The organism is Flavobacterium sp. 11, assembly GCF_002754315.1.
In the GTDB taxonomy this organism is placed as follows: Bacteria; Bacteroidota; Bacteroidia; order Flavobacteriales; family Flavobacteriaceae; genus Flavobacterium; species Flavobacterium algoritolerans.
Genome location: NZ_PEFE01000001.1, coordinates 555,836 through 579,814, shown reverse-complemented (window position 1 = coordinate 579,814; position 23,979 = coordinate 555,836). Strand labels below are relative to the sequence as shown.

Here is a 23,979-nt window from a genome sequence, read left to right as displayed (position 1 = left end):
CAATTAAAACTAAAATCTAAATTTTACCTTCTTTGATTTCTTCCACAATTTCAGGATTCAATAATGTTGAGATGTCACCAAAATTAGAGTAATCTCCTTCGGCAATCTTACGCAAAATTCTACGCATGATTTTTCCCGAACGTGTTTTTGGTAAACCGGAAACAAACTGAATTTTGTCCAGTTTGGCAATGGGTCCAATGTGATCAGATATGTGTTGGTTAATCTCTTTGCTAAGGTTTTCTCTGTCGCGATATTCTCCTGTTTCTTTTAGGATTACAAAACCATACAAAGCATTTCCTTTGATGTCGTGTGGGAAACCTACAATTGCACTTTCCGCAACTGCAGGATGCTCATTGATGGCATCTTCTATTGGTGCAGTGCCCAGATTATGTCCGGAAACTATCACTACATCGTCTACGCGACCCGTAATTCTATAATATCCAACTTCGTCACGCAAAGCTCCGTCGCCAGTGAAATATTTGCCTGGAAAGGTAGAAAAATACGTGTCTTTATAACGCTGGTGATCACCCCAAATGGTTCTGGCAATTCCCGGCCAAGGAAATTTAATGCACAAACTTCCGGTAACCTGATTGCCTTCAATTTCGTTGCGTTTTTCATCCATCAAAACAGGTTGAATTCCCGGTAATGGTAAAGATGCATACGTAGGTTTTGTTGGGGTTACAAAAGCAATTGGCGAAATCATAATTCCTCCGGTTTCTGTTTGCCACCACGTATCTACAACAGGACATTTTTTATCTCCTACATGGTTGTTGTACCAGTGCCAAGCTTCCTCATTGATAGGTTCTCCCACAGATCCAATCACTTTCAAAGAAGTTAATTGGTAGCGTTGCACGTATTCAATGCTTTCTTTTGCCAAAGCTCTAATGGCTGTTGGAGCAGTATAGAACTGAGTGACTTTATGCTTTTCGATGGTTTGCCAAAAACGACTGAAATCAGGATAGGACGGAACCCCTTCGAAAATTACAGTTGTGGCTCCATTCAATAACGGTCCATAAAGAATATAGGAATGTCCGGTAATCCAACCGATATCAGCAGTACACCAGAAAATGTCATTTTCTTCGTAACTAAAAACATTCTTAAAAGTATACGCGGTATACACCATATAACCGGCTGTGGTATGTACCATTCCTTTTGGTTTTCCAGTTGAACCGGATGTGTAAAGGATGAATAAAGGATCTTCGGCATCCATGATTTCGGCTACATTATTGTCAGAAGCTTTGTCTAAAAGTGGTTGCAACCATTGGTCACGTCCTTCTTTCATATTGATAGTTGAATTTATTCTTTTGGCAACCAAAACGTTCTCCACACAAGGGCAATTCAATAAAGCTTCATCAACGATGCTTTTTAAATCAATGGTTTTGTTTCCACGATAGCCACCATCAGAAGTGATGACCATTTTACATTCGCTGTCATTTATTCTTGCAGCTACTGCCGAAGCGGAAAATCCTGCAAAAACAACTGAGTGAATGGCTCCAATTCTGGCGCAAGCCAAAGTGGTAATGGCTAATTCAGGAATCATTGGTAAATAAATACAAACGCGATCTCCTTTTTGGATACCTTGTTCTTTCAATACGTTCGCCATTTTACAAACGCGCTCGTACAATTCATTATACGAAATATGCAATGCTGCTTCATTTGGATCATTCGGTTCAAAAATGATAGCCGTTTTGTCTCCTTTTTTAGCAAGATGTCTGTCGATACAGTTTTTTGTAATGTTTACTTTAGCTTCTGTAAACCATTTTATTTCGGCTTCAGCCATATTAAAATCGACTACTTTATCCCATTGTTGGTACCAAGTAAAATTTTCGGAAGCAATTTTATCCCAAAATTTTCTTGGCTCGCGAATTGATTTTTTGTAGTGTTTGAAGTATTCTTCTAAAGTATTAATTTTATAGTAACTCATGATTATTGATAAATTTTATAAATTATAAACCCCTATTTTATATTTTTTTAATGTTGCAATGATTTCGTCCACAATCGATTCGTCATCTATAGTTGACGGAATTTGAAATGACTCGCCATCTGTAATACTGCGCATTAATTTTCGGAGGATTTTCCCCGAGCGCGTTTTTGGTAATCGCTGTACAATGACTACATTTCGTAACGAAGCTACAGCTCCAATTTGCTGGCGAACCAGTTTAATGATTTCTTGTTCCAATTGATAATGCTCAATTTCGGCGCCTAATTTGGTTACCACCAAAGCCAAAGGAACTTGCCCTTTTAACTCATCCTGAATTCCAATAACAGCGCATTCAGCAACGGATTGATGGGAAGCAACAACTTCTTCCATTTCCGCGGTTGATAAACGATGTCCAGCCACATTAATGACATCATCCGTTCTTCCGGTGATGAAGATATAACCGTCTTCATCCTTGTAACCACCGTCGCCCGATAGATAATATCCGTCAAATTTACTGAAATAACTGGCTTTAAAACGGGCTTCGTTCTCCCAAATTCCCAACATATTTCCTGGAGGTAAAGGTAGTTTTACGACAACCAATCCTTCTTCATTCGGTTTTAATTCTTCGCCGTTTTCATTAAAAATCCGAATGTCATATCCACAAACTGCTTTTGTTGCGGAACCGGATTTCACAGGCATTTTTTCAATTCCAAGAGAATTAGCAATCATTGGCCAGCCAGATTCTGTTTGCCACCAATGGTCAATTACAGGAATAGGAATGTGCTGTTGGTACCATTCTAATGTGGCGTTATCACAACGTTCTCCCGCCAGAAATTGATTTTTAAGATGGCTTAAATCATATTGTTTGATGAATTCTCCATCAGGATCTTCTTTCTTGATTGCTCTGATGGCAGTTGGAGCCGTAAACATGGTGCCCACTTTATGCTCTGAAATTATTCTCCAAAACGTACTCGCATCTGGAGTTTTGATAGGTTTCCCTTCAAAAATTATGGTGGTATTTCGATTCAATAACGGTCCGTAAAGAATGTAGCTGTGACCAACTGCCCAACCCATATCTGAAGCCGCCCAAAAAGTTTCGTCTTGGTTTACATTATAGATGTATTTCATGGAAAATTTCAATGCTACTGCATAACCACCGGTATCTCTTACGATTCCTTTGGGTTTTCCTGTAGTGCCGGAAGTGTATAAAATATACAGCGGATGATTGGAGTGTAAAGGAATGCAAGGCGTTTCTTCGGAGCCGTAAACCAAGGCGTCGTAATCCACATCATACTTCTTAAACGGAATTCTGGCGCCTAATTTCCTGTTGAAAACAATTACTTTTTTTGGTCGGTGAGAAGCAAGTTCAATAGCTTCATCTACCAAAGGTTTGTAGGCAATTAATCGGTCAATCTCTATTCCGGATGATGCCGTTATGATTGCTCTGGGTTTGCAATCATCGATTCTAATCGCCAATTCATGCGGTGCAAAACCTCCAAAAACAACCGAATGAATAACTCCAATTCTCGCACAAGCCAGCATGGCAAATGCAGTTTGAGGAATCATTGGCATGTAAATTATGGCAGTATCTCCTTTTTTTAATCCTAGTGATTGCATGCCTCCTGCGAGTTTTGCCACTTCGGTTTTTACTTCTGAATAGGTGTATTTTTTTACGGTTTGTGTTACCGGAGAATCATAAATAAAGGCGGTTTGATCGCCATATCCGTCTTGAATATGCTTGTCTAATGCGAGATAACAAATGTTCAACTCGCCATCTTTGTACCAAAGCGGATAGCCGTTCTCGTCTTTCGACAAAATTGTTTCCGGTTTACTGTACCACTCAATTTCATCTGCCTGCGCTGCCCAAAATGCTTCCGGTTGGTCGATGCTTCGGGCATAAATTTCTTCGTATTTCATGGTGTTGAATTTGTTTCTTATTGAATTAAATCCTGTACTTGTTCTATTAATTTTTTGACTGAGAAAGGTTTGACCACATATAAATTGGCACCTAATGAAAGTCCTTTTTCAATGTCTTTTTCTTTATTTTTTGCTGAAAGGAAAATGACTTTGCAATGCCGCAATCGCTCGTCTTTTTTTATTTGTTCCAATGTGGCAAAACCATCAACCATAGGCATCATCACATCCAGAATAATCACATCGGGAAGTTGTACTTCTAAAATATCCAAAGCCTCTTGTCCGTCACGTGCTATAAAAACTTCAAAATTGTTCTTCTTGAAAGTATATTCCAGTGCCATTACAATGTTTGGCTCGTCATCTACAATTAAAATCTTTTTCATTTTTAACTATTTTCTGTTGTATTATAATTGGGTAACGTAAAGATGAAAGTGGCTCCGTCAGTTACATTATTTTCACTCCAAATACTTCCTTTATGGTGTTCTATAATTTGTTTGCAAATGGCTAAACCTAAACCGCTTCCTATTGGTTTTTTAATATTCTGGTTTCTCGATTGATAGAATTTATCAAAAATGGCTTCAGCATCTTCTTCTTTAATTATTTTGCCGTTATTGTGAATTTTGACTTCTATATTGGTTTCATTTTCAAGAATCGAAAGTTCTATTTTCCCATTTGTTTCCGAACAAAATTTTATGGCATTCGATAATAAATTATGAATCACCTGAACAATTCGTTCTTCGTCATAAAAAGCTCTTATTTCTTTGTTGGAATCCTTGAATTCAACAGTTATGTTTTTGTTTTTAATTAATTGATTCAGGGAATCTAAAGTTTTTTTAATCGTTTTTGTGATGTTGTTTTTAGACAAATAAATCTTTTGCTTTCCAGTTTCAAATTTTTCTAAATCCAGAATTTTATCAATCAAACGATTCAAGCGATCGGACTCCGAAATGATGTTTTGTAAAAACTGTTTTCTCAATTCTTCCGGAATGTCATCATCGTCATGAAGAATCTCACTTGCGGCACGAATCGCTGTTATTGGCGTTCTCAATTCATGGGTAACCGTATCCAGAAATTCATCTTTTTGAATGTCTTTGTTGACCAATTCCTGATTGGCATTTTTTAATTGTTCTGATATTTTTTTTAATTCATTCGAAGTATCTGTCAGCTTTTTATTGATAATTATATTTTCTTTGGATTCCTCCAAAATTCGCAACACTTCGGGCAAACTGATTTTGTCTTCCTTAACTACACTTGATATTAATATTTTGGCGGAAGCCGTACCAATGTGTCCCGTCAATAAATTCTCGGCAAACTTTATAAATCGCGCATCGGCAGTCGTGATATTTTTATCGATGTTGTATTTTAAATTGAAGATAGTCAAAGCTCGTTTTGTTCGGTCTTCGCCAAGAAATCGCTGCAGCACTTTTTGAATGTCAGAGATGTAAGCGGTTCCTTTCCACACAAAAGCATTTTCGTGATTGGTGATGTATTTGTCAATATCCACAAACATTTCGGCATAATTACGCTCTCTGTAATTCCCTTTGAAACTCACCGATACAGCAGCATAACTCATGATATTAATGAGCAAGCTCCAAAAAACAGCATGTGGTATGGGTTCTAAATAATCCAAACCAAAAAGTTGAAAAGGCTTTAGCAATTCAATTCCCCAAGGCCCTTCCTGAATAAAAAGACTGGTTGATTTTGTGATTCCTATGGCGTACGGAATTAATAGCGTGTAGAAACAGGTTAAAAACCCAAGGATAATTCCTGTTACAGCGCCGTTTTTAGAACCTCTTTTCCAGAATATGGCACCAAAAAAAGAGGGAGCCAGTTGTGCTATAATGACAAATGAAACCAGTCCGATGGACACTAAGGAATAATCCAAAATGAAAATTCTATAGATGGCATACGCCAAAATAATAAGAGAAAAAATTCCTATTTTTCGACTGTTTACAATACGTTTGCTGTTCTTTTTCTGTGAAGAATTTTCCAGTGAACCAATGAAACCATACGGAATCAATAAGTTGTTGCTCAACATGGTGGCTAGAGCAATGGAAGATACAATAATCATCGAAATGGCTGCTGAGAACCCACCCAGAAATACTAAAACGGTCAGTACGTTATTATCAAAAAGCTGAGGTATCAACAAGGAATACGTGTCTGAATTATGACCTTTTCCTTCAAAAAGGATGTTGCCTCCCCAAGCAATTGGAAATACAAAAAGGTTGAAAAGTAACAGGTACAACGGAAAAAGCCAAATTGCTGTTCGGATATGGGTTTCTTTATTGTTTTCGACAATAGCAGTATGGAATTGTCTTGGTAATAGGAATATAGCAAACATGGATAAAACACAAAGAAAGAACCAGTTGATTCCGTTTGTAATGCCGCCTATGGTGTTTTTTTTATCAAAATCTTTAAGGACAGCAGCTTTTTGATAAATGTCATCAAACCCGTCAAAAACAAAATAGGTAACATAAATACCAACGATTAAGAAGAAAACTAACTTCAAAATGGATTCCATTGCTACAGCGGTTACAATACCGCGTCTTTTCTCGGAAGCATCTACATATTTTGTTCCGTAATAAGAAGCAAATAAAGCCAGTGCCATACAAACATAGGTTGTAGTATCTGTAAAAATATTGAAACTCGCCTGCGTTTTGGTAACAATATGAAAAGTGTCCGAAATTGATTTTAGCTGTAAGGAAATGTATGGTAAGATTCCGAAAATACAAATTATGGTTACCAGTGCTCCCAGAAATCTACTGTTTCCGTATCGTAAAGAAATAAAATCCGCAATACTGGAAATTTTATTTACTCTCGAAATTCGGATAATTCTCTTGAGGATAATCATCCATGTGGGAATAATTAATATGGGACCTAAATAAATGGGTAAATAACCTAAACCGGATTCTGCAGCAACGCCAATACTGCCGTAATAGGTCCAGGCTGTACAATATACGGCTAACGAAAAGGAATAGATGTAAGGATTATTTGTCCATTTAGAATGGCTTCTTTTTTCGGACCAATAGGCAATGTAAAAAAGAATCGACAAATAAAGCATTAATATTAATAAGAGTCCAATGCTATTCATAATATCTTTTTATGATTAAGTACGATATAGCAATTGAAAACAGCCATGCCGAGAAGATATAAATGTATATGATTGGGAATCCAAAAAGTGGTTTTGAACTGTCAAATAACAGCAAGAGTGGCACGTTCAAAGCTAATAGCATTAGCATTGAAAGGATAACCAACTTTTGTTCATGTCTCTTTTTCATAAGAAGATACGGTTTGCTTTGCAGCGGTATGTGCTTTCGCTTTTTAAAGATGATGTTTTTGAATCTGGGGTTTTTATTTTAAAAATAGACAATCTCTGCAAGTGCATGCAGAGACTGTCTATTATGGAATTCAGTTAGTTGTCTTTTTCGTCATAATCACCCATTAAGGAATAATACCCAAAAGTTCCTAATCCTAAAACGATTAATGGGGTGAGTATAAAAAGGATAATAATTCCGAATACTAAATCCTCTTGTTTTCCTGACATAAATTTTGGCAATCCAAAAGTGAAGATGCAAAAATACGCTGCAGCAGCAGCAAATGCAATCCAAACTAATCCTAATATTCTTTTTATTTGATTCATAGCTGTGTTTTTTATACGTGAGCGTTTTTATCTTTATTTTTGATGTAAATCATTCCAATTACAAAGCTGACTGCAGCAATAACAATTGGATACCAAAGTCCTTCGAGGTAAAACTCCGGATGACCTAAGTCTTTTGCATTGGTTACAAAATAGGTTGAAATAGCAGGAAGCAATCCTCCAAAAATTCCATTTCCTACGTGGTAAGGCAATGACATCGAAGTATATCTGATTTTTACCGGGAACATTTCTACTAAGAATGCTGCAATAGGACCATAAACCATAGTTACAAATATCACTTGTACAAATACTAAAAATATCAAAGCCCAATTGTCGCTGGAGTTAATTTTAATAGTTGTTTTGGTTTCTATTTTTGGTTTTCCGTCTACAACTTTAGCTGTACCGTTTTCTAAAGATACCGTTTTTACTTCTACTAATGTCGTTCCATCTGCATACTCTTTGTTGGTTGTATAGATAGAATCCATAGTTTGTTTCTTGTTCTCCTTTAATTCAGCAACAACTTTAGTGTTTGCCACAATTTCGGTTTTATTTTTTACCGAAGTGGTTTCGTACATTTGCTTGTAGATTGGTCTGTACAAGACAATAGCCAATAACATTCCGCCCATCATAATGTATTTTCTACCTACTTTATCACTTAACCAACCAAAGAAGATGAAAAATGGTGTACCCAGGATTAATGCAATTCCAAGTAATGTATCTACTTGAGAAGAGTCTATCGCCATTACCGTTTTTAAGAAACTCATCGCGTAAAATTGTCCGGTATACCAAACAACTCCTTGTCCCATGGTTGCACCAAATAAAGCCAACAATACAAATTTCAAGTTGTAACGATTTCCAAAACTTTCTTTCAATGGATTAGTACTGGTTTTTCCTTCGCTTTTCGCTTTGGCAAAAACTGGAGATTCATCCATGTTTTTTCGAATCAAATACGAAACTCCCACCATGATGATAGAAACCCAGAACGGAACTCTCCATCCCCATTCGTCAAATTGTTCTGGTGTAAGGATATTTCTGGTCGCTAAAATCACCATCAAAGAGATGAATAATCCAACCGTTGCTGTAGTCTGTATCCAAGAAGTCCAGTATCCTCTTTGCCCGACGGGAGCATGCTCGGCCACATAGGTTGCGGCTCCGCCATATTCACCACCCAAAGCAAGACCTTGAAGTAAACGAAGAATTAATACTAATAAAGGCGCCATGAATCCAATAGTTTCATAACTCGGGATACACCCAATCAAGAATGTGGCTCCACCCATTAATAATAATGTAACCATGAACGTGTATTTTCTTCCAATTAAATCTCCTAATCTACCAAAGAAAAGAGCTCCGAAAGGACGCACTACGAATCCGGCTGCAAATGTTGCCAAGGTAGATAAGAAGGCTGCTGTAGGATTATCTGAAGGGAAAAATTTAGTTGAAATTACAACGGCTAAACTTCCAAAGATGTAGAAATCATACCATTCGATCATTGTACCCATTGAGGATGCGGAAATGACTTTCCAAATTCCTTTTGTTGATTTAGTACTCATAAATTATATTTTTAAATTTGTTTATAGATAGATTTGAAGTTGTACTACGAATTCTCCTTTTGATCCTGAGATAGTAGATGGAGTCGTGTAAACGGGTCTTGTTGAATATTGTGCAGTGATTTTGGCATGTTGTCCATCCAAGAAAAAGTTGGTTCCAAGATCAAATTGGGTACTGGACTTGTCTAAAGCGTCAAAACTTTTATACGTAAATGCTCCAAAAGGTTGTACGCGTACTTTAGGTTTGTCTACTTTGCTTGGCAATAAAATTCCGGCTTGTGTGTACCAGATATTTCCAGATCCAATGGTAGCTTGTGCATTTCCTGGTCCTGCCAATGCTCTGTTTCCTGTGAAGTTTGGGTCAACAGAACCAATATTCATAATGGCTACATTACGTAAATAGTTTGGTCCAAAATCGTAATCATAGAAAACACTGTATCCGGTAACGGCCATTTTATTTTCTTTTTTTCCAACAGGCAAATCAAGGAAAACATCTGCAGCAAAAAGATTGATATTGTGTTTTTCAATAGTGTTGTTTACGGAAGTTCTGGTAGCATCTGGAGCAGTGTAAAAACCAGCACCAATATTGAATACTTTTTTAGTCCCTAAATAACTTCCTACTTTATAAGGCAGTAAATTAGCTTCTTGATCTAAAAATTGATATTCGAAATAACCTGCTTTAGACCATTTCGTATTTCCGCTGTTGTCAACGGCTACGGCATCACTTGCAGTGGTTACATTAGTGGGCGCTAAGTTTGTAGCGTATGGTTTATTGTAGCTCAAGCGGTATTCTAATTTACCATATTTACCTTTGGCGAATAAACCCATTTGTCTGGCAAACTGATCTGAATTTTCAATTAACGGCCAGTTGAAGATAGGTGCGTCAATGGTTAAAAAGTTCAATGTAGAAGCCATTGTTGCTCTGGATAATCCCATGTAATAATGCAATCCTCCACCAAGAGATAAGCTGAATTTTTTGTCTTTTTCAGGTAAAACTAATGCGTATTCATTCCAAGCATCGTGAAAAAATAGGCCTGGTTTTTTTCCGGCACCGTATCCTCCAGTTCCTGAAGTTCCCGCTGCACCACCATTAGTAAAAGTTTGATTGTTGATTCCAAAGTGCGTTACAATCATGTATCTTTTAGATAATTGAGAGTAGGCAAGAAAACGCAAACGTCTGTTTCCAATGTCGGTTCCGGTTGTTGCCGCTTCATTTCCAATCATTGTTCCGGGGTTCATTTGGCTGGAACGAAACCATATTTGGTTCCATGCAATAAATCGCATGTATTTTGAACCATCCTCGTTCAAATTGAATTTCATTCCGCTGCCGTAATCAACTGAGCCTTGTGAAAAACCTTTTAGGGACAATAAGAGTACTGCCGCTATAAAAAATATTTTTTTCATAAATAAAATTTTGGTTGTTAAATGGTTGGTTAATAAAGTACCAAATTCTATTATTTTATTCTGAAAAAAATTTAGATATATTTATGTGTAAAGGTATATGGTTAATCTTTGAATCTTTCCCATTTTATAAGCATAAACTTATCTCCAAGTTCCGTTATTATCATACCTGCACCGGAAAGTAATTGTTTGTTTTTTAAATATTCGATTAGTTCTAAGTGGCTAAAAATCTTATAAGTAGGATGGTAGTTGGCGTGAGATGGTTTTTTTATGTTAAATGTCTTTACCCAGTTGCTTACAGTTACGTGGGAAACCCCAATAATTCGCTCGATTTCACGAAAACTCAAGCCTTCGAGATAGAGCTGTAATGCTTTGGTTACATAGTAATCATCGATCTTTTTACCTATTTTATTTACCGTAAAAAAATAGTTGCATTTTTTGCATAAATACCTTTGTTTACTGTTGATTATGCCACTTTTTATAATGTGGTTGCTTTGGCATTTCGGACACGTTAAAAGTTCCATATATATAAATTTTGCATAAATATAGTAATTTAGCAACTATATAAAAGAGAATTATATAATAAAATCGTTTGAAATTTATTAAAGGCGCATTTTTATTGAAAAAAATGTGTGTGTTTGATAAATTTTATCCTTTTTGAAATAAAGCGATTGTTTAGAATCCCAAATGTGTTTTGAAATCGCTTTGTTTGCAATAGTATCTTTTGTTTTGTATTCAGTAACTCGATGGTATGAAATTTTTGCTGTAAAATTTTTTCATAAAAAACAATCTAACTAGATAAAAGTACTTATATTTGTAATAAGTATTTATACTTATTTTTTAAAAAGTGTTATGGTACAAGTCGAAGAAGCCTTATCGATAATTGCAAAGAATAGTTGCAAGATGCCCATCAGAAAAATTAAAGTGGCAAAATCACTTGGTTTTATCTTGGCAGAAACAATTTATTCGCCAATGGATATGCCGCCTTTCAGGCAATCAGCGATGGACGGTTACGCTTTTATACATAGTGAATTGCAGCAATTTGATGTGGTAAGCACTTCGCAGGCGGGTGACTTTTCGAATAAAAAAATAAAGGAAAATCAGGCGATTCGAATATTTACAGGGGCTTATGTTCCTGATGATTTGGATACGGTTGTCATGCAGGAACATACTGCGGTTAAAAATAAAACGGTTGAAATAACTAAAATGCCTGTTCGTTTTGCCAATGTCAGAAACAAAGGCGAGCAAATCAAAGAAAACGAACTCGTATTAGAAAAGAATACATTGATTACTCCTGCTGCTATTGGTTTTTTAGCTTGTTTGGGAATCACGGAAATTACAGTTTATGCCAAACCAAAAGTTGCCATTGTAGTCACGGGAAACGAATTGGTGAAAGCCGGAAGAAAATTAGCTCAAGGAAAGATTTACGAAAGTAATTCGATTATGCTGCAATCCGCTTTGCAGGGAATAGGGATTAAGAAAATAGAAATATTCCGTGTGAAGGATAATCTGAAAGCGACAAAAAGAGTGTTGAAAAGCTGTCTTTCTGCGTTTGATGTGGTCTTGGTTTCTGGCGGAATTTCGGTTGGGGATTATGATTTTGTAAAACAGGCACTTTTGTCAAATGGAGTAGAAGAGTTGTTTTATAAAATTAATCAGAAACCGGGAAAACCTTTGTTTTTTGGAAAAAAAGACAAAACGATAGTTTTTGCATTGCCAGGAAATCCAGCGTCAACATTGACCGGTTTTTATATTTACGTTCATCCGGCGCTAAAAATAAGTATGGGTTTTGAAGCTATTTATTTGCCAAAAATTAAACGAAAAATTACGGTTCCGTTTGAAAATACATCCGGAAAATCACTGTTCTTGAAAGGGTTGTATGACGATGAAAAAGTGACCATTCTGGAGAGTCAAAGTTCAGCGATGTTAAACACTTTTGCAACAGCAAATGCTTTAATTTATTTGCCTTATGATGTTGTAAATATTGCAAAAGATCAGGAAGTACAGGTTATACCGCTTTATTGATAGAAAATAATAATCCTAGTAAGGAGTGTAAAGTTGATTGATTAGGTTAAGAAGAATATAGTTTGAAGCAAGAAACAAGAGAAAAGATAGAAATAAATTAAGATTGATGGTTTAGTTTTAAAAGCAGCATCATAATCATGCTTCTTGTTTCTAAGTTTTTTCATCTCTTTAAAAATAAAAAAAAAATGCAAGTATCAATTCTTTGTGGAGGGAAAAGTAGCCGAATGCAGTCGGAGAAAGGATTGGTATTGTACCAAAACAAACCTTTTATCGAGCATATTATTGAAGCGGTTTTGCCAATATCGAGTAACATTCAATTGATTACCAATACAAACGATTATGATTATTTAGCATACAAGAAAATAAAAGATATAGTAGTTGATAAAGGACCTTTGGGCGGAATATATACCGCTCTGGTTCATTCAGAAACAGAGATGAGTTTGATGTTGAGTTGCGACATTCCATTGATTTCTAGTGAAATACTATTGGAGTTGATTGAAAAGCATGGTACAAATTTTGATGTTTCTGTTTTTGAAGATATAAATCGGATTCATCCTTTGATAGGAATATATTCAAAAAGAATACTACCTGTTTTAAAAGAGGCAATTGATGTAAATGATTTGAAAATGATGCGCTTCATTTCAAATGTAAAACATCAATTGATTCCGATTACGGATGCCAAAAGACACTTGTTTAAAAATATAAATTCTGTTGCCGAGTTGAACGAATTGAATACCAATTTATCCCAGTTAAAATGAAAAATTCAAATACACCAAAATTGACAATCGTGGGGGCGGGTCCCGGAGATGTAGAGTTGATTACTTTAAAAGCCATCAAAGCGCTGGAAAGAGCTGATGTTGTTTTGTATGACGCCCTTGTAAATGAAGAGTTATTGCAATATGCTACGCAGGCAGAAATCATTTTTGTGGGGAAACGTTTTGGGTGTCACGCGTACAGTCAGGATCAAATTAATGAATTGATTGTGTCGATGGCAAAACGTTTTGGTCATGTCGTTCGATTAAAAGGCGGCGATCCATTTGTTTTTGGAAGAGGAAGCGAAGAGATTGAATATGCTGAAAAATTTGATTTGGAAACAGCAATTGTTCCCGGAATTTCATCGGCTTTAGGCGTTCCTGCATCTAATGGAATCAGTTTGACACAACGAAAAATTGCCGAGAGTTTTTGGGTAATTACCGGAACTACCTCGGATCATAAGTTGTCTAAAGACGTGGCTTTGGCATCGCAATCCTCAGCAACGGTGGTGATATTGATGGGTATGAATAAATTGGACGAAATTATTTTGATTTATCAAAACAACAGGACCGATGATTTACCAGTTGCCATCATTCAAAACGGAACAAAAGACACGGAGAAAAAAGTGGTAGGAACCATAAGTTCGATTGCGAAATTAGTCGAAGAGCACCAACTTTCCTCTCCTGCAATTATCGTCATTGGTGAAGTGGTGCGAAATGCTTCAAAATTAACGGCTTATTTTCAAGAGGAGAATTTAGAAGATGAGTTTATTTTTCAAAATTTAAATGTAATGTCATGATAGCGGTTAAATATTTTGGCGCCATAGCCGAGAAAACAAAAAGTCAAGGAGAAGAATTTTCTTTTTCGAATATGCCTTTAAAGGATTTGTTGTCTGTATTGAAATATAAATACGAATTGGATTTACTTTCATTTAGCATCGCCATTAATCAAAAAATAATGCAAGATACTTCCAGTTATATTCTAAAAAGTAACGATATTGTAGCTTTATTACCGCCATTTGCCGGAGGATAGTACCCCTAACCCCTAAAGGGGAATTATAAAAGACTAAGATTATGGAAACAGCACGATACAACCGACAAATTATACTTCCTGAAGTAGGAATTGATGGGCAACAAAAACTGCAGCAAGCCAAAGTCTTAATTGTTGGCGCAGGTGGGTTGGGTGTGGCTGTTTTACCGTATTTGGCTGCAGCCGGAATAGGGGAAATTGGTATTATTGACGATGATAGAATCGAAGTGACCAACTTGCAACGCCAAGTGATTTACAAAAGCAGTTCCGTGGGGAAAAGTAAGGTTCTCGAAGCAAAAGCAATGGCTTTGGAACTCAATCCTTCGATAAAAATAAATGCATTCACTGAAAAATTAGATTCGAAAAATGCAATTTTGTTATTCGAACAATATGATATTATAGTCGATGCAACGGATAATCTGGATACTAAATATTTGATTAATGACGCGTGTGGTGTAACCAACAAACCTTTTGTTTACGGCTCTGTTTATAAATTTGAAGGGCAGGTTTCTGTTTTTAATTATGAAAACGGACCTACGTACCGCTGTTTATTTCCGGATGAATCCAATGAGGTTAAGAACTGTAATGATGCAGGTGTTATGGGAATATCGGTGGGAATCATCGGCATGTTTCAAGCAAATGAAGTATTGAAAATGGTTTTGGGAATAGGGGATTTGTTGTCTGGAAAATTATTGGTGTACAATATGTTGAATAACGAACAACAGAAGTTTGAGTTTTCAAAAAAAGCGATGCATGCTATTGATTTACTAGCTTTCGAAAATAAATATAGCTCAATAGAAACTGCAACTATTGAAATTAGTGCTGCACTTGCATTGGAACAAATGCATCATCCGGAAGTTCTTTTTCTGGATGTTCGGAATGCTGATGAATACCCAAAAATAACAATCAAAAATGGGATTCAAATACCGTTGGATCGTTTAGAGTCTGAATTGCATCAACTGGATGTCAATGCGACATTACTTGTTTTTTGCCAATCCGGAATTAGAAGCAAAAAGGCAGTGGAGATTCTTAGAAATAATAATTTTGCGAATGCCAAAAGTATTGCTGGTGGCGCTAAAGCATTAGATAAAATAGATGTCTACAAGGTTTTTGAAACTTTGTAAGTATTAATAAAATAAAATCATGAGTAAGAAAACTGTTTTCATTCAAGGACCCATTTCTTCGGAATTTATAGGGCAGTCGATAGCTAAACACCAATCGAAAACCACTATTGGAGCACATAATATTTTTTTGGGTCAAGTCAGAGCCGATGTTATTGACAGTCAAACCGTAGTAGCAATTGATTATACTGCTTACGAGGAAATGGCAGACGAAGCACTCAGTGTGATTAGAGAGAAAGCTTTTGCACAATTCGATTTGATTTGCATGCACATTTATCACAGTTTGGGTACGGTGAAAGCCGGAGAAATCTGTTTGTTTGTGTTTGTTTCGGCAACAAGAAGAAAGCAAGTGTATGATGCCACGGAAACAATTGTGAATTGGATAAAAACTGATGTGCCTATTTTTGGTAAAGAAATATTTGAAAATAGTACTTTTACCTGGAAGAAAAATAGTTTGTAGTAATAAAAGTCATAATTTCCGTTGTCGAAGGTCTTAAAGGCGAAAGTCATAATTTCCGTTGTCGATAGCGATTGTCTTTAATGATTGGCTTAAACATTTTAAAGTACAAAAAAATTAAAAAGTAGTTCGTAGTTTCTATAATTAGTCGTTATCAGATTTAACCTGAAACTTTAAACTTTAAACATTTTAAAAAAAATGGTTGATATCACACATAAAATAAGTACGCTCCGCACCGCAACAGCTCAAGCAACAGTTATAGTCAGCAAGCAAGAAACTATTGATGCCGTTGTGAATAATCTGGTGCCAAAAGGGAACGTGCTGGAAATGGCAAAAACTGCCGGGTTATTTGCGGTGAAAAACACGCATTTATCCATTCCGGATTGTCATCCTATTCCAATTGAATTTACTTCGGTAGCATATGAAATCAACGAATTGAGTATTGATATTATTTTCAATGTGAAAACGGTTTATAAAACCGGAGTTGAGGTCGAGGCGATGCACGGTGCTTCGATTGTGGCGCTTACGATGTATGATATGCTGAAACCAATTGATAAGAACATCGAGATTTCGACCATTAAACTAATTAGTAAGGAAGGCGGAAAATCATCTTTCAAAAATAGATTTCCATCCGCCATTACAGCGGCGGTTTTTGTTTGTTCCGATTCTATTTTTGCGGGAGATAAACAAGATCGTTCCGGTAAAATAATTGTCGAAAAACTGGAAATTAGCGGCGTGGAAACGACACATTACGAAATCATACCAGATGAAATGGATGTGATTAAAGAGCGAACTAAAGCTTTCGCAAAAGAAAATCAATTGATCATTTTTACAGGAGGAACCGGGCTTTCGCCAAGAGATGTTACGCCGCAAGCATTGGAACCGTTATTAGAAACCAGAATTCCGGGAATTGAGGAAGCCATACGCAATTACGGGCAACAGCGCATGCCGTATTCCATGCTTTCCAGAACCGTTGCGGGAACTTTAGGCAATTCGTTGGTACTGGCTTTACCGGGTTCAACCAATGGCGCAAAGGAATCTATGGACGCCATATTTCCTCATGTGCTGCATGTTTTTCATATTTTAAAAGGCAATAATCATGACACCAAATAATGCTGTTTTAACGGATGATTTTGGACGTAAACACAACTATTTGCGTATTTCTCTAATTGAGAAATGCAATTTGCGTTGTACCTATTGCATGCCAGCCGATGGAATTGTATTAAGTCCAAAAGCGAGCTTGATGACGGCTGACGAAATTCACGCCATCGCCCAAACATTCGTCAATAATGGTGTTGACAAAATAAGATTGACCGGCGGGGAACCCTTGTTACGAAAAGATTTTCCTGAAATAATCGCCAAACTGGGGTCGCTCAAAACCGAGATTTCCATTACTACAAACGGAATTCTGATTGACAAACATATTGACGTTCTAAAGCAGTTTAACGTCAAAAAAATCAACTTGAGTTTAGATACTTTGGTGGCTTCAAAATTCCATTCGATTACGCTTAGAAACCAGTTTCAGAGTGTAATTGATAATTTACATTTATTGCTGAACAATGATTTCAAAATCAAAGTCAATGTGGTTTTAATTAAAGGATTCAATGACGATGAAATCATTGATTTTATAAAACTCACCCAATTTTTACCCATTTCGATTCGGTTTATAGAATTCATGCCTTTTGCAGGAAATGAATGGGATAAGAGTAAAATGGTTTCTCAAAAGGAGATTCTGGATCAGATGCAACATCATTTCCGGGAATCGGATGTAGAGAAATTAGAAGACGATAAAAACTTCACCGCAAGGGAGTTCAAAATAAAAAACTACATGGGAAGTTTTGGGATTATCAGTTCGATAACCAATCCTTTTTGTGACGGTTGCAATAGAATTCGCCTTACGGCCAACGGAAAAATAAAAAACTGTCTGTTCTCCAACTCCGAAACAGATCTACTGACGCCTTTCAGAAATGGCGAAGCGATAGAAGACCTGATTGCTTTTGCCATTAAAAACAAAAAGAAAGTACGCGCAGGAATGACTACTATCGAGGATGTAAATAATCCCGCTTTGAATCAAGACAACCGCAGCATGATTGCTATTGGGGGTTAATACTTCATTATTATTATTATTGGGAGCTAATCCCGTTATTCGTTGCTACCCGCTTTTCACTGCTACCGGGGCTAGGGCTTTTGCGCAAAAAAGAAAGTGAATGCGGTTTCCCGTAAAGTTTACAAGTAAGAAGGAATTATTTTTGAAAATAAGCTAATTATCAAAGTTAATTTATCAGATTTTTCAGTAATTAATTTGCATGTTTGAAATGATAATGTCTTAGAATTATCAGAGCTATTTCTTCGCTACCGCACGAATCCTTTCGTGTGGTTCGTGTAAATTATAACTAAACTTAATCTTAAAACAGAATCTATGAGTAGGAATTATAAATTTCATAATCCAGAGGGTTTGTACTTTATAAGTTTTGCAGTGGTAGGTTGGTTAGATGTATTTACTCGTAATGAGTACAAGGATTTATTTCTTGAAAGTGTAGCATTTTGTCAAAAAAACAAAGGATTAGAAATTCATGCTTGGTGCATTATGAGTAATCATGTGCATTTAGTTTTTAGAAGTATAAAGGATCAGAAGCCTGAATTATTGATTGGTGATTTAAAACGGTTTACCAGTCAATCAATTGTAAAAAGTATACAAGAAAATCCAAGAGAGAGCAGAAAAGAATTCTTGTTGGATTTTTTTAAAAAAGAAGCTGAAAAAAGTTCAAATGTAAAACATTATCAATTTTGGCGTCATGATAATCAACCTATTGAGTTGTGGAGCAATGCCGTTATTCAACAAAAGATAGATTATGTACACAATAATCCTGTAGAAGGAGGCTTAGTTTATAAAGCAGAAGATTATGTATACAGTAGTGCTATTGATTATTCAGGTCAAAAAGGATTAATTGATGATGTAGTTGTTTTTAGAATGTTTACTATTTAATGATTACGAACCACACGAAAGGATTCGTGCGGTAGCGTTGATAATAAACAGATTGTGAAAATGTCATTATGAAAAAAGTTCGTGATTCCTAGCCCTGATGGAAGCGGCATCATCGTAATCCCGACGCTTCGGGACTACGAGATACAGCGGACAGCAGGAGGATTTGTTCTTGAAAAGGCAATCATTCTGTTCCAAATTATAAATAGGTCCAAACCTTTTTAGTAGTTTTACTGTAACACAATTTCAATACTGCACTCTTACTGTAGAATCTATTGTTATTAAAAGCTATACTTTATGAAAAAAATTGTTTTAAGTGCTGTTGTACTTTGCTCGGCATGTATGTTGCAGGCCCAGAACATCAATAAAATTATCAATACAAAAGACGTTACCAAGATAGAGAAAGTGCTTTCGGCGGATGATATGCAAGGCCGAAGAGCGTTTACTCCGGGTATTGATAAGGCTTCCTCTTATATTGAATCTGAATTTAAGAAAATAGGACTGCAAACATTTAACGGAGCGAAAGATTTCAAGCAGGAATTTTCCATGACGGAGTCTAAAAATGTTTCCCTAAAGGTGCTGATTGATGGTAAAGCGATAGATAAAGCGGATGTGGTTTCTTTTTCCTACCAACCGCAACTTGCTATGACTGAAAAAAGCGATGTTCAGGTTGTGAAAATAAATGCCGGAGATAAATTTGGTCCGAAGTTTTACGAATATTACCAGAGCGAAAAAAACCTTTTGGTTCTTGTGGATGCTTCTTTTAAACCCCGAATCGCAAATATGAGACACATTCCGCAAATGACTGCTAATCCAGGAGGAAATTCGGTGGTGTTTGTTTTTGGTCCAACTGATGCAACTCAATTTTCAATAGAAGGCACCAATACAATTACAAAAAATGCATTAAATAACGTAGTAGGCGTTTTGAAAGGCAAAAGCAAACCAAATGAATATGTTGTGTTTTCCGGCCATTATGACCATTTAGGTGTTGGTTCCCCTGCAGAAGGAGTGGAGCACGATGCTACCGATTCTATTTATAATGGTGCCAATGATGATGCCGCCGGTACTACAGCCGTAATCATGCTGGCCAAGTATTTCAAGAAACTAAACAATAATGAGCGTACGATATTGTTTACCACATTTGTAGCAGAAGAAATTGGCGGATACGGCGCACAATATTTTTCGAAACAATTAAATCCGGATCAAGTAATGGCTATGTTTAACTTGGAAATGATAGGAACGGAATCAAAATGGGGTAAAAATTCGGCTTACATTACTGGTTTTGAAAAATCTAGTATGGGAGAAATTCTTCAGAAAAACTTACAAGGATCAGCGTTTAAGTTTTATCCGGATCCTTATCCGGAACAACAATTATTCTATCGTTCCGATAATGCGACTCTGGCAAAACTAGGCGTTCCTGCACATACGATATCGACGTCTAAAATGGACAGCGAACCTAATTATCACAAAGTAAGTGATGAAATAGAAACTCTTGATATGGTGAATATGACACAAATCATTAAAGCCATTGCCATCAGTTCTGCTACTATCGTAAACGGAAAAGATACGCCATCAAGAGTGGACAGCAGTGCTTTGAGTAGAAAGTAGCATAGTTCTTCGGCTTTTTTTCTTGATAATTGAAGTCTATATAGTAGTAATGGGTAATTATTTTACAATCAGATTGTGAAATAATTACCCATTTTTTGTTTATCAAGAATTTAAAAATAAATTTTGAGAATAAAGATTATTTTTTATATTTGCATAACTAGTTATGTAATTAATTATACAACATGAAAATATTCGAAAAAACAGGAAAAATGGCTTTGGGTAGTCGGTTACGTTTACTGACCGCTACAGTAACCGAAAACGCAGCCCAAATTTATGAATTATACCAAGTGGAGTTTTCTCCAAAATGGTTTCCCGTGTTCTTTGTCCTTTCAGAAGAGGGCGAAAAGACCATTACCGAAATCGCTAATGAAATAGGACATTCTCAACCATCGGTTACTAAAATCATTCAAGAAATGACGGTTTCCGGATTGGTTCAGGAAAATCTAAAATCAAAGGATAAACGCAGGACTCTCGTGGGGTTAACCCAAAAAGGAACAGTGCTTTCGGAAAAAATCAAGGTGCAATGTACTGATGTAGATGCCGCAATTGAAGGCATTATAACGGAAGCCACACACAACCTTTGGGAAGCAATTGAAGAATGGGAATTTTTGTTTGAACAAAAGTCGTTGTTTAGACGAGTACAGGAGCAAAAAAAACTGCGTGAAAGTAAAAACGTCCAGATTGTGGAATACACTCCCCAATATCAGTCCGCTTTTAAATCGCTGAACGAAGAATGGATTTCCACTTACTTTGAAATGGAAGAAGCCGATTATAAAGCTTTGGATAATCCAAAAGAATATATTCTGGACAAAGGCGGGAAGATTTTCGTTGCGTTATACAATAATGAACCAGTTGGAGTTTGCGCACTCATTAAAATGAATGATGCCAACTATGATTTTGAAATGGCAAAAATGGCAGTTTCACCAAATGCACAAGGCAAAAACATCGGAGGATTGCTTGGTCAAGCTGTTGTTGATGCTGCGAAGCAATTGGGTGCTTCCAAATTATATTTGGAAAGTAATACCATTCTGAAACCCGCAATAAATCTATATCATAAGTTAGGCTTCCAGAAAGTAGCTGGGCTAGCCACACCTTACAAACGCTGTAATATCCAAATGGAATTAAATTTAAACAATCAATTGTAGAGAATATGAAAAATATAGTAAAAAAAGAAAATGCTACCCCAAAACAATTTTTAGGAGTTGATTTTGTCGTTCTTTCCATTGGTAAAGACTCCATGGTTACAAAAATGCTGTATAAGTCAACTGATTTTGTTCCTTTTCATAAACATCCTAACGAACAGAGCGGTTATGTTATTTCCGGGAAATACAAATTGAAATTCTCTGAAGAAGAATTTTTATTATCTGAAGGAGATACTTATTCGATTCCTGCCAATGTGGAACATTCTATTGAAATTATTGAAGCTGGTCAGGTAGTTGATGTTTTTACACCCATCCGACAGGATTATTTATAAATTGTATAGGATAACGATACCATACAACATTGAGGGAAGTTGCAGTTTTATTTTAATAATCATTAATTATTACTGCAATTCCACCTTCACATTATACTGATTTAAACTCAAAATAGTTTCAATAGATCCAAAAGTCGCAATGCTTCTTTGGTATTCTCTTTCTTTTTTCAAAGCGATTTGTTTCACGCAGTTTTGAAACCTGCTCACTTCTTTTAGATTGGTTAAAATTAATCCTGGAACAGGAGCATTTTTTCCTTCTTTGTCTTTGGAAACCATCGTGAAATAAGACGAATTACAATGTTTTACGACTCCGGTTTGAATATTCTCGGCTTCTACTCGAATGCCAATAATCATAGAACTCGTTCCCACATAATTTACGCTGGCTTTCATGGTCACCAATTCGCCCACTTCAATAGGTTTCAAGAAATTCACTGTATCTACAGAAGCCGTTACGCAATAATTCCCTGAAAATCTGGAAGCACAGGCAAAAGCAATTTGATCGAGTAAGGATAAAATGTAACCTCCGTGAATTTTACCACTAAAATTAGTGTGCGAAGGCAGCATTAATTCTGAAATGGTGATATGTGAGGAACTTACCGTTTTGAAAGTAGTGTTCATTAGATGCGTTATTTATTTTTACAAATGGCTTTTTACAAAGTGCCCAGTTTTTCTCCGGCTAATACGACAAAGTTTATTTTTGGAGATTCACATAAAGAACAGCAGTAATCCTCTGGTAAATCTTTGAATAAAACTCCTTTTTCAATGCCTTGAATAACATCGCCGTATTCTGAATTGTATAAAGTCAAGCACTCCGGACATTGATGAATGTCTTGTGTTGTTGTCTCTTTTTTAGTTGCTTTTGCAGGTACTTCGGCAATTTGATTTCCTAATTCATCAAAATATTTTCTGCTCAATTCAATCAAAATCGTTGGCAATTCCAGTTTGTCAACATCTTGGGCATGTACAATGTATTCTTTGGTATTTGGGTCAAAATTTTTGGCATACAAAACATTATACGTGTCTCTGATTTTGATGGATTCCAAGTCTTTTGGTAATTCGTTTTTTTCAACTACAATCGAAGTGAAATAATGTCCGTCCCGATTGTATTCTGATATTCCAAAAGTAAGTCCGTACGTACTGATGTCAAACTGATCCAGCGTTCGAACCAGAAAAGTTTTGAGATTCAACGCCCATTCCATCGCAACGGGTAAATGCCAGTTGAGTTCCAATAAGGAGTGACGCACATTAATTCCTTTTTTGCCCAGGAATTTTTCCCAGTCTAATTTTCGGTCTTTTGGAATCCCTTTTATGATAAAAGATTTCCAAGGCGTGATGCATATTTTACCAATTTTACAATCAAAACACAAATCGCACATTGCTGCTAAAAAGTCTAAATCATAAAGGTTATTTCTCCAATACAAACCCAGCCAATATTGATCAATTCCCAAACGGTTCATGCCTTCGTAATACGGAAAAGGATAAAAAGGAATGTTCAAAGGCTTGTCTATGGTTCTATTATTGGTGTCCAAAGCATCGCTGACCAATTGAAAAATCATCTCAACAGAATCCGGTTCTTCAATAAGTTTCTTTTCTATTTCATAATATATTTCAGCAATATTCCAGCTGTAAATCAGTACGGGATACATTTCCATTTTATCCCATTTTGGCAAACGAACGTATAGAAACCAGTAGTCCTCGTGATCCGAAGCAATGAAGTTGATGTGTCCCGTAAACAAAGGAACCAACTGTTGTTTTGGGTCGGTGATATTAACTTTTAGCTTGGGATGTTGCTTGAATTGTTCTAAAATGTATAAAAATTTATTTCCCGTAAGCCAAGGTGTATTTCTAAAAATATCGGTGGAAACATAGGATGAAACAATGTTGTTTCCGCTTTTTTCATTGGGATGAACAAAAAGATTTTTGCCTACTTTTTCTTTATCTACCGCCGTAAAATCTTTTGGAAATATAATGTCTTGCCGAGAACCAAAGGAGATGGAATCCAATCCTTGTTCTAAACCCATATTTACAATTTCTCGTAATTCACCTGGTGAAATCACGCCTCCTTTTACTATTAGTCTTGTCAATTCCATGTTTATTTAGTGTTCAGTA

At 36.2% G+C, this 23,979-nt stretch carries 22 protein-coding genes; 12 read left to right on the top strand and 10 right to left on the bottom strand.

Going from position 1 to position 23,979, the window contains the following annotated elements; all coding sequences use genetic code 11:
• Positions 1-16: 16 nt before the first annotated feature.
• The 8 genes from acs to CLV00_RS02510 form a co-directional block, all read right to left on the bottom strand.
• The gene (gene acs / locus CLV00_RS02550; RefSeq protein WP_099713671.1) at positions 17-1,924 is read right to left on the bottom strand and encodes an acetate--CoA ligase; all 1,908 of its coding nucleotides are present in this window, start codon (positions 1,922-1,924) and stop codon (positions 17-19) included.
• A 15-nt stretch (positions 1,925-1,939) separates the two neighbouring features.
• Positions 1,940-3,859 (bottom strand): propionyl-CoA synthetase, encoded by a 1,920-nt coding sequence (locus CLV00_RS02545; protein ID WP_255409054.1) that lies wholly within the window; start codon positions 3,857-3,859, stop codon positions 1,940-1,942.
• A complete protein-coding gene (locus tag CLV00_RS02540; protein ID WP_099713669.1) occupies positions 3,856-4,218 on the bottom strand; it encodes a response regulator transcription factor in 363 nt (120 codons plus the stop codon). Before CLV00_RS02540 ends, CLV00_RS02545 begins: the two co-directional genes overlap by 4 nt.
• Positions 4,219-4,220: 2 nt before the next feature.
• Positions 4,221-6,926, bottom strand: coding sequence for a sensor histidine kinase (locus CLV00_RS02535; RefSeq protein WP_099713668.1), 2,706 nt, complete (start codon positions 6,924-6,926; stop codon positions 4,221-4,223).
• Positions 6,927-7,247: 321 nt separating this feature from the next.
• A complete protein-coding gene (locus tag CLV00_RS02525; protein ID WP_099713667.1) occupies positions 7,248-7,475 on the bottom strand; it encodes a DUF6814 family protein in 228 nt (75 codons plus the stop codon).
• 11 nt (positions 7,476-7,486) lie between these two features.
• Positions 7,487-9,022, bottom strand: coding sequence for an MFS transporter (locus CLV00_RS02520; RefSeq protein ID WP_099713666.1), 1,536 nt, complete (start codon positions 9,020-9,022; stop codon positions 7,487-7,489).
• Positions 9,023-9,043: 21 nt separating this feature from the next.
• Entirely contained in the window at positions 9,044-10,423 is a 1,380-nt protein-coding gene (locus CLV00_RS02515) for a porin (protein ID WP_099713665.1), read from the bottom strand.
• A 101-nt stretch (positions 10,424-10,524) separates the two neighbouring features.
• The gene (locus CLV00_RS02510; RefSeq protein ID WP_099713664.1) at positions 10,525-10,944 is read right to left on the bottom strand and encodes a helix-turn-helix domain-containing protein; all 420 of its coding nucleotides are present in this window, start codon (positions 10,942-10,944) and stop codon (positions 10,525-10,527) included.
• Between the two features lie 328 nt (positions 10,945-11,272).
• Between CLV00_RS02510 and glp the strand changes: the two genes are divergently transcribed.
• From glp to CLV00_RS02450, 12 genes are all read left to right on the top strand, one after another.
• The gene (gene glp, locus CLV00_RS02505) at positions 11,273-12,445 is read left to right on the top strand and encodes a gephyrin-like molybdotransferase Glp (protein ID WP_099713663.1); all 1,173 of its coding nucleotides are present in this window, start codon (positions 11,273-11,275) and stop codon (positions 12,443-12,445) included.
• Between the two features lie 185 nt (positions 12,446-12,630).
• The gene (locus tag CLV00_RS02500) at positions 12,631-13,203 is read left to right on the top strand and encodes a molybdenum cofactor guanylyltransferase (protein WP_099713662.1); all 573 of its coding nucleotides are present in this window, start codon (positions 12,631-12,633) and stop codon (positions 13,201-13,203) included.
• On the top strand, positions 13,200-13,997 hold the full coding sequence (cobA, locus tag CLV00_RS02495; RefSeq protein WP_099713661.1) for a uroporphyrinogen-III C-methyltransferase: 798 nt from the start codon (positions 13,200-13,202) through the stop codon (positions 13,995-13,997). The genes CLV00_RS02500 and cobA overlap by 4 nt, the downstream gene beginning before the upstream one ends.
• Positions 13,994-14,230, top strand: a complete 237-nt coding sequence (locus CLV00_RS02490) for a MoaD/ThiS family protein (protein WP_099713660.1) — start codon at positions 13,994-13,996, stop codon at positions 14,228-14,230. Before cobA ends, CLV00_RS02490 begins: the two co-directional genes overlap by 4 nt.
• A gap of 41 nt (positions 14,231-14,271) precedes the next feature.
• Positions 14,272-15,351, top strand: a complete 1,080-nt coding sequence (gene moeB / locus CLV00_RS02485) for a HesA/MoeB/ThiF family protein (RefSeq protein ID WP_099713659.1) — start codon at positions 14,272-14,274, stop codon at positions 15,349-15,351.
• 19 nt (positions 15,352-15,370) lie between these two features.
• Entirely contained in the window at positions 15,371-15,808 is a 438-nt protein-coding gene (locus tag CLV00_RS02480) for a molybdenum cofactor biosynthesis protein MoaE (protein ID WP_099713658.1), read from the top strand.
• A gap of 195 nt (positions 15,809-16,003) precedes the next feature.
• The gene (gene moaCB, locus CLV00_RS02475; protein WP_099713657.1) at positions 16,004-16,918 is read left to right on the top strand and encodes a bifunctional molybdenum cofactor biosynthesis protein MoaC/MoaB; all 915 of its coding nucleotides are present in this window, start codon (positions 16,004-16,006) and stop codon (positions 16,916-16,918) included.
• Entirely contained in the window at positions 16,905-17,912 is a 1,008-nt protein-coding gene (moaA, locus tag CLV00_RS02470; protein WP_099713656.1) for a GTP 3',8-cyclase MoaA, read from the top strand. The genes moaCB and moaA overlap by 14 nt, the downstream gene beginning before the upstream one ends.
• A 312-nt stretch (positions 17,913-18,224) precedes the next feature.
• Complete coding sequence (locus CLV00_RS02465) at positions 18,225-18,791, top strand: transposase (protein WP_099713655.1); 567 nt, start codon at positions 18,225-18,227, stop codon at positions 18,789-18,791.
• Between the two features lie 294 nt (positions 18,792-19,085).
• Positions 19,086-20,396, top strand: a complete 1,311-nt coding sequence (locus CLV00_RS02460) for a M20/M25/M40 family metallo-hydrolase (RefSeq protein WP_099713654.1) — start codon at positions 19,086-19,088, stop codon at positions 20,394-20,396.
• 182 nt (positions 20,397-20,578) lie between these two features.
• On the top strand, positions 20,579-21,541 hold the full coding sequence (locus CLV00_RS02455) for a helix-turn-helix domain-containing GNAT family N-acetyltransferase (RefSeq protein WP_099713653.1): 963 nt from the start codon (positions 20,579-20,581) through the stop codon (positions 21,539-21,541).
• 5 nt (positions 21,542-21,546) lie between these two features.
• Complete coding sequence (locus tag CLV00_RS02450) at positions 21,547-21,870, top strand: cupin domain-containing protein (protein ID WP_099713652.1); 324 nt, start codon at positions 21,547-21,549, stop codon at positions 21,868-21,870.
• A 69-nt stretch (positions 21,871-21,939) separates the two neighbouring features.
• On the opposite strand, the gene CLV00_RS02445 is transcribed toward CLV00_RS02450, so the two are convergent.
• Positions 21,940-22,488: an acyl-CoA thioesterase gene (locus tag CLV00_RS02445; RefSeq protein ID WP_099713651.1), complete on the bottom strand. Its 549-nt coding sequence runs from the start codon at positions 22,486-22,488 to the stop codon at positions 21,940-21,942.
• A 32-nt stretch (positions 22,489-22,520) separates the two neighbouring features.
• Entirely contained in the window at positions 22,521-23,960 is a 1,440-nt protein-coding gene (locus CLV00_RS02440) for a rubredoxin (protein WP_099713650.1), read from the bottom strand.
• Between the last annotated feature and the right edge of the window lie 19 nt (positions 23,961-23,979).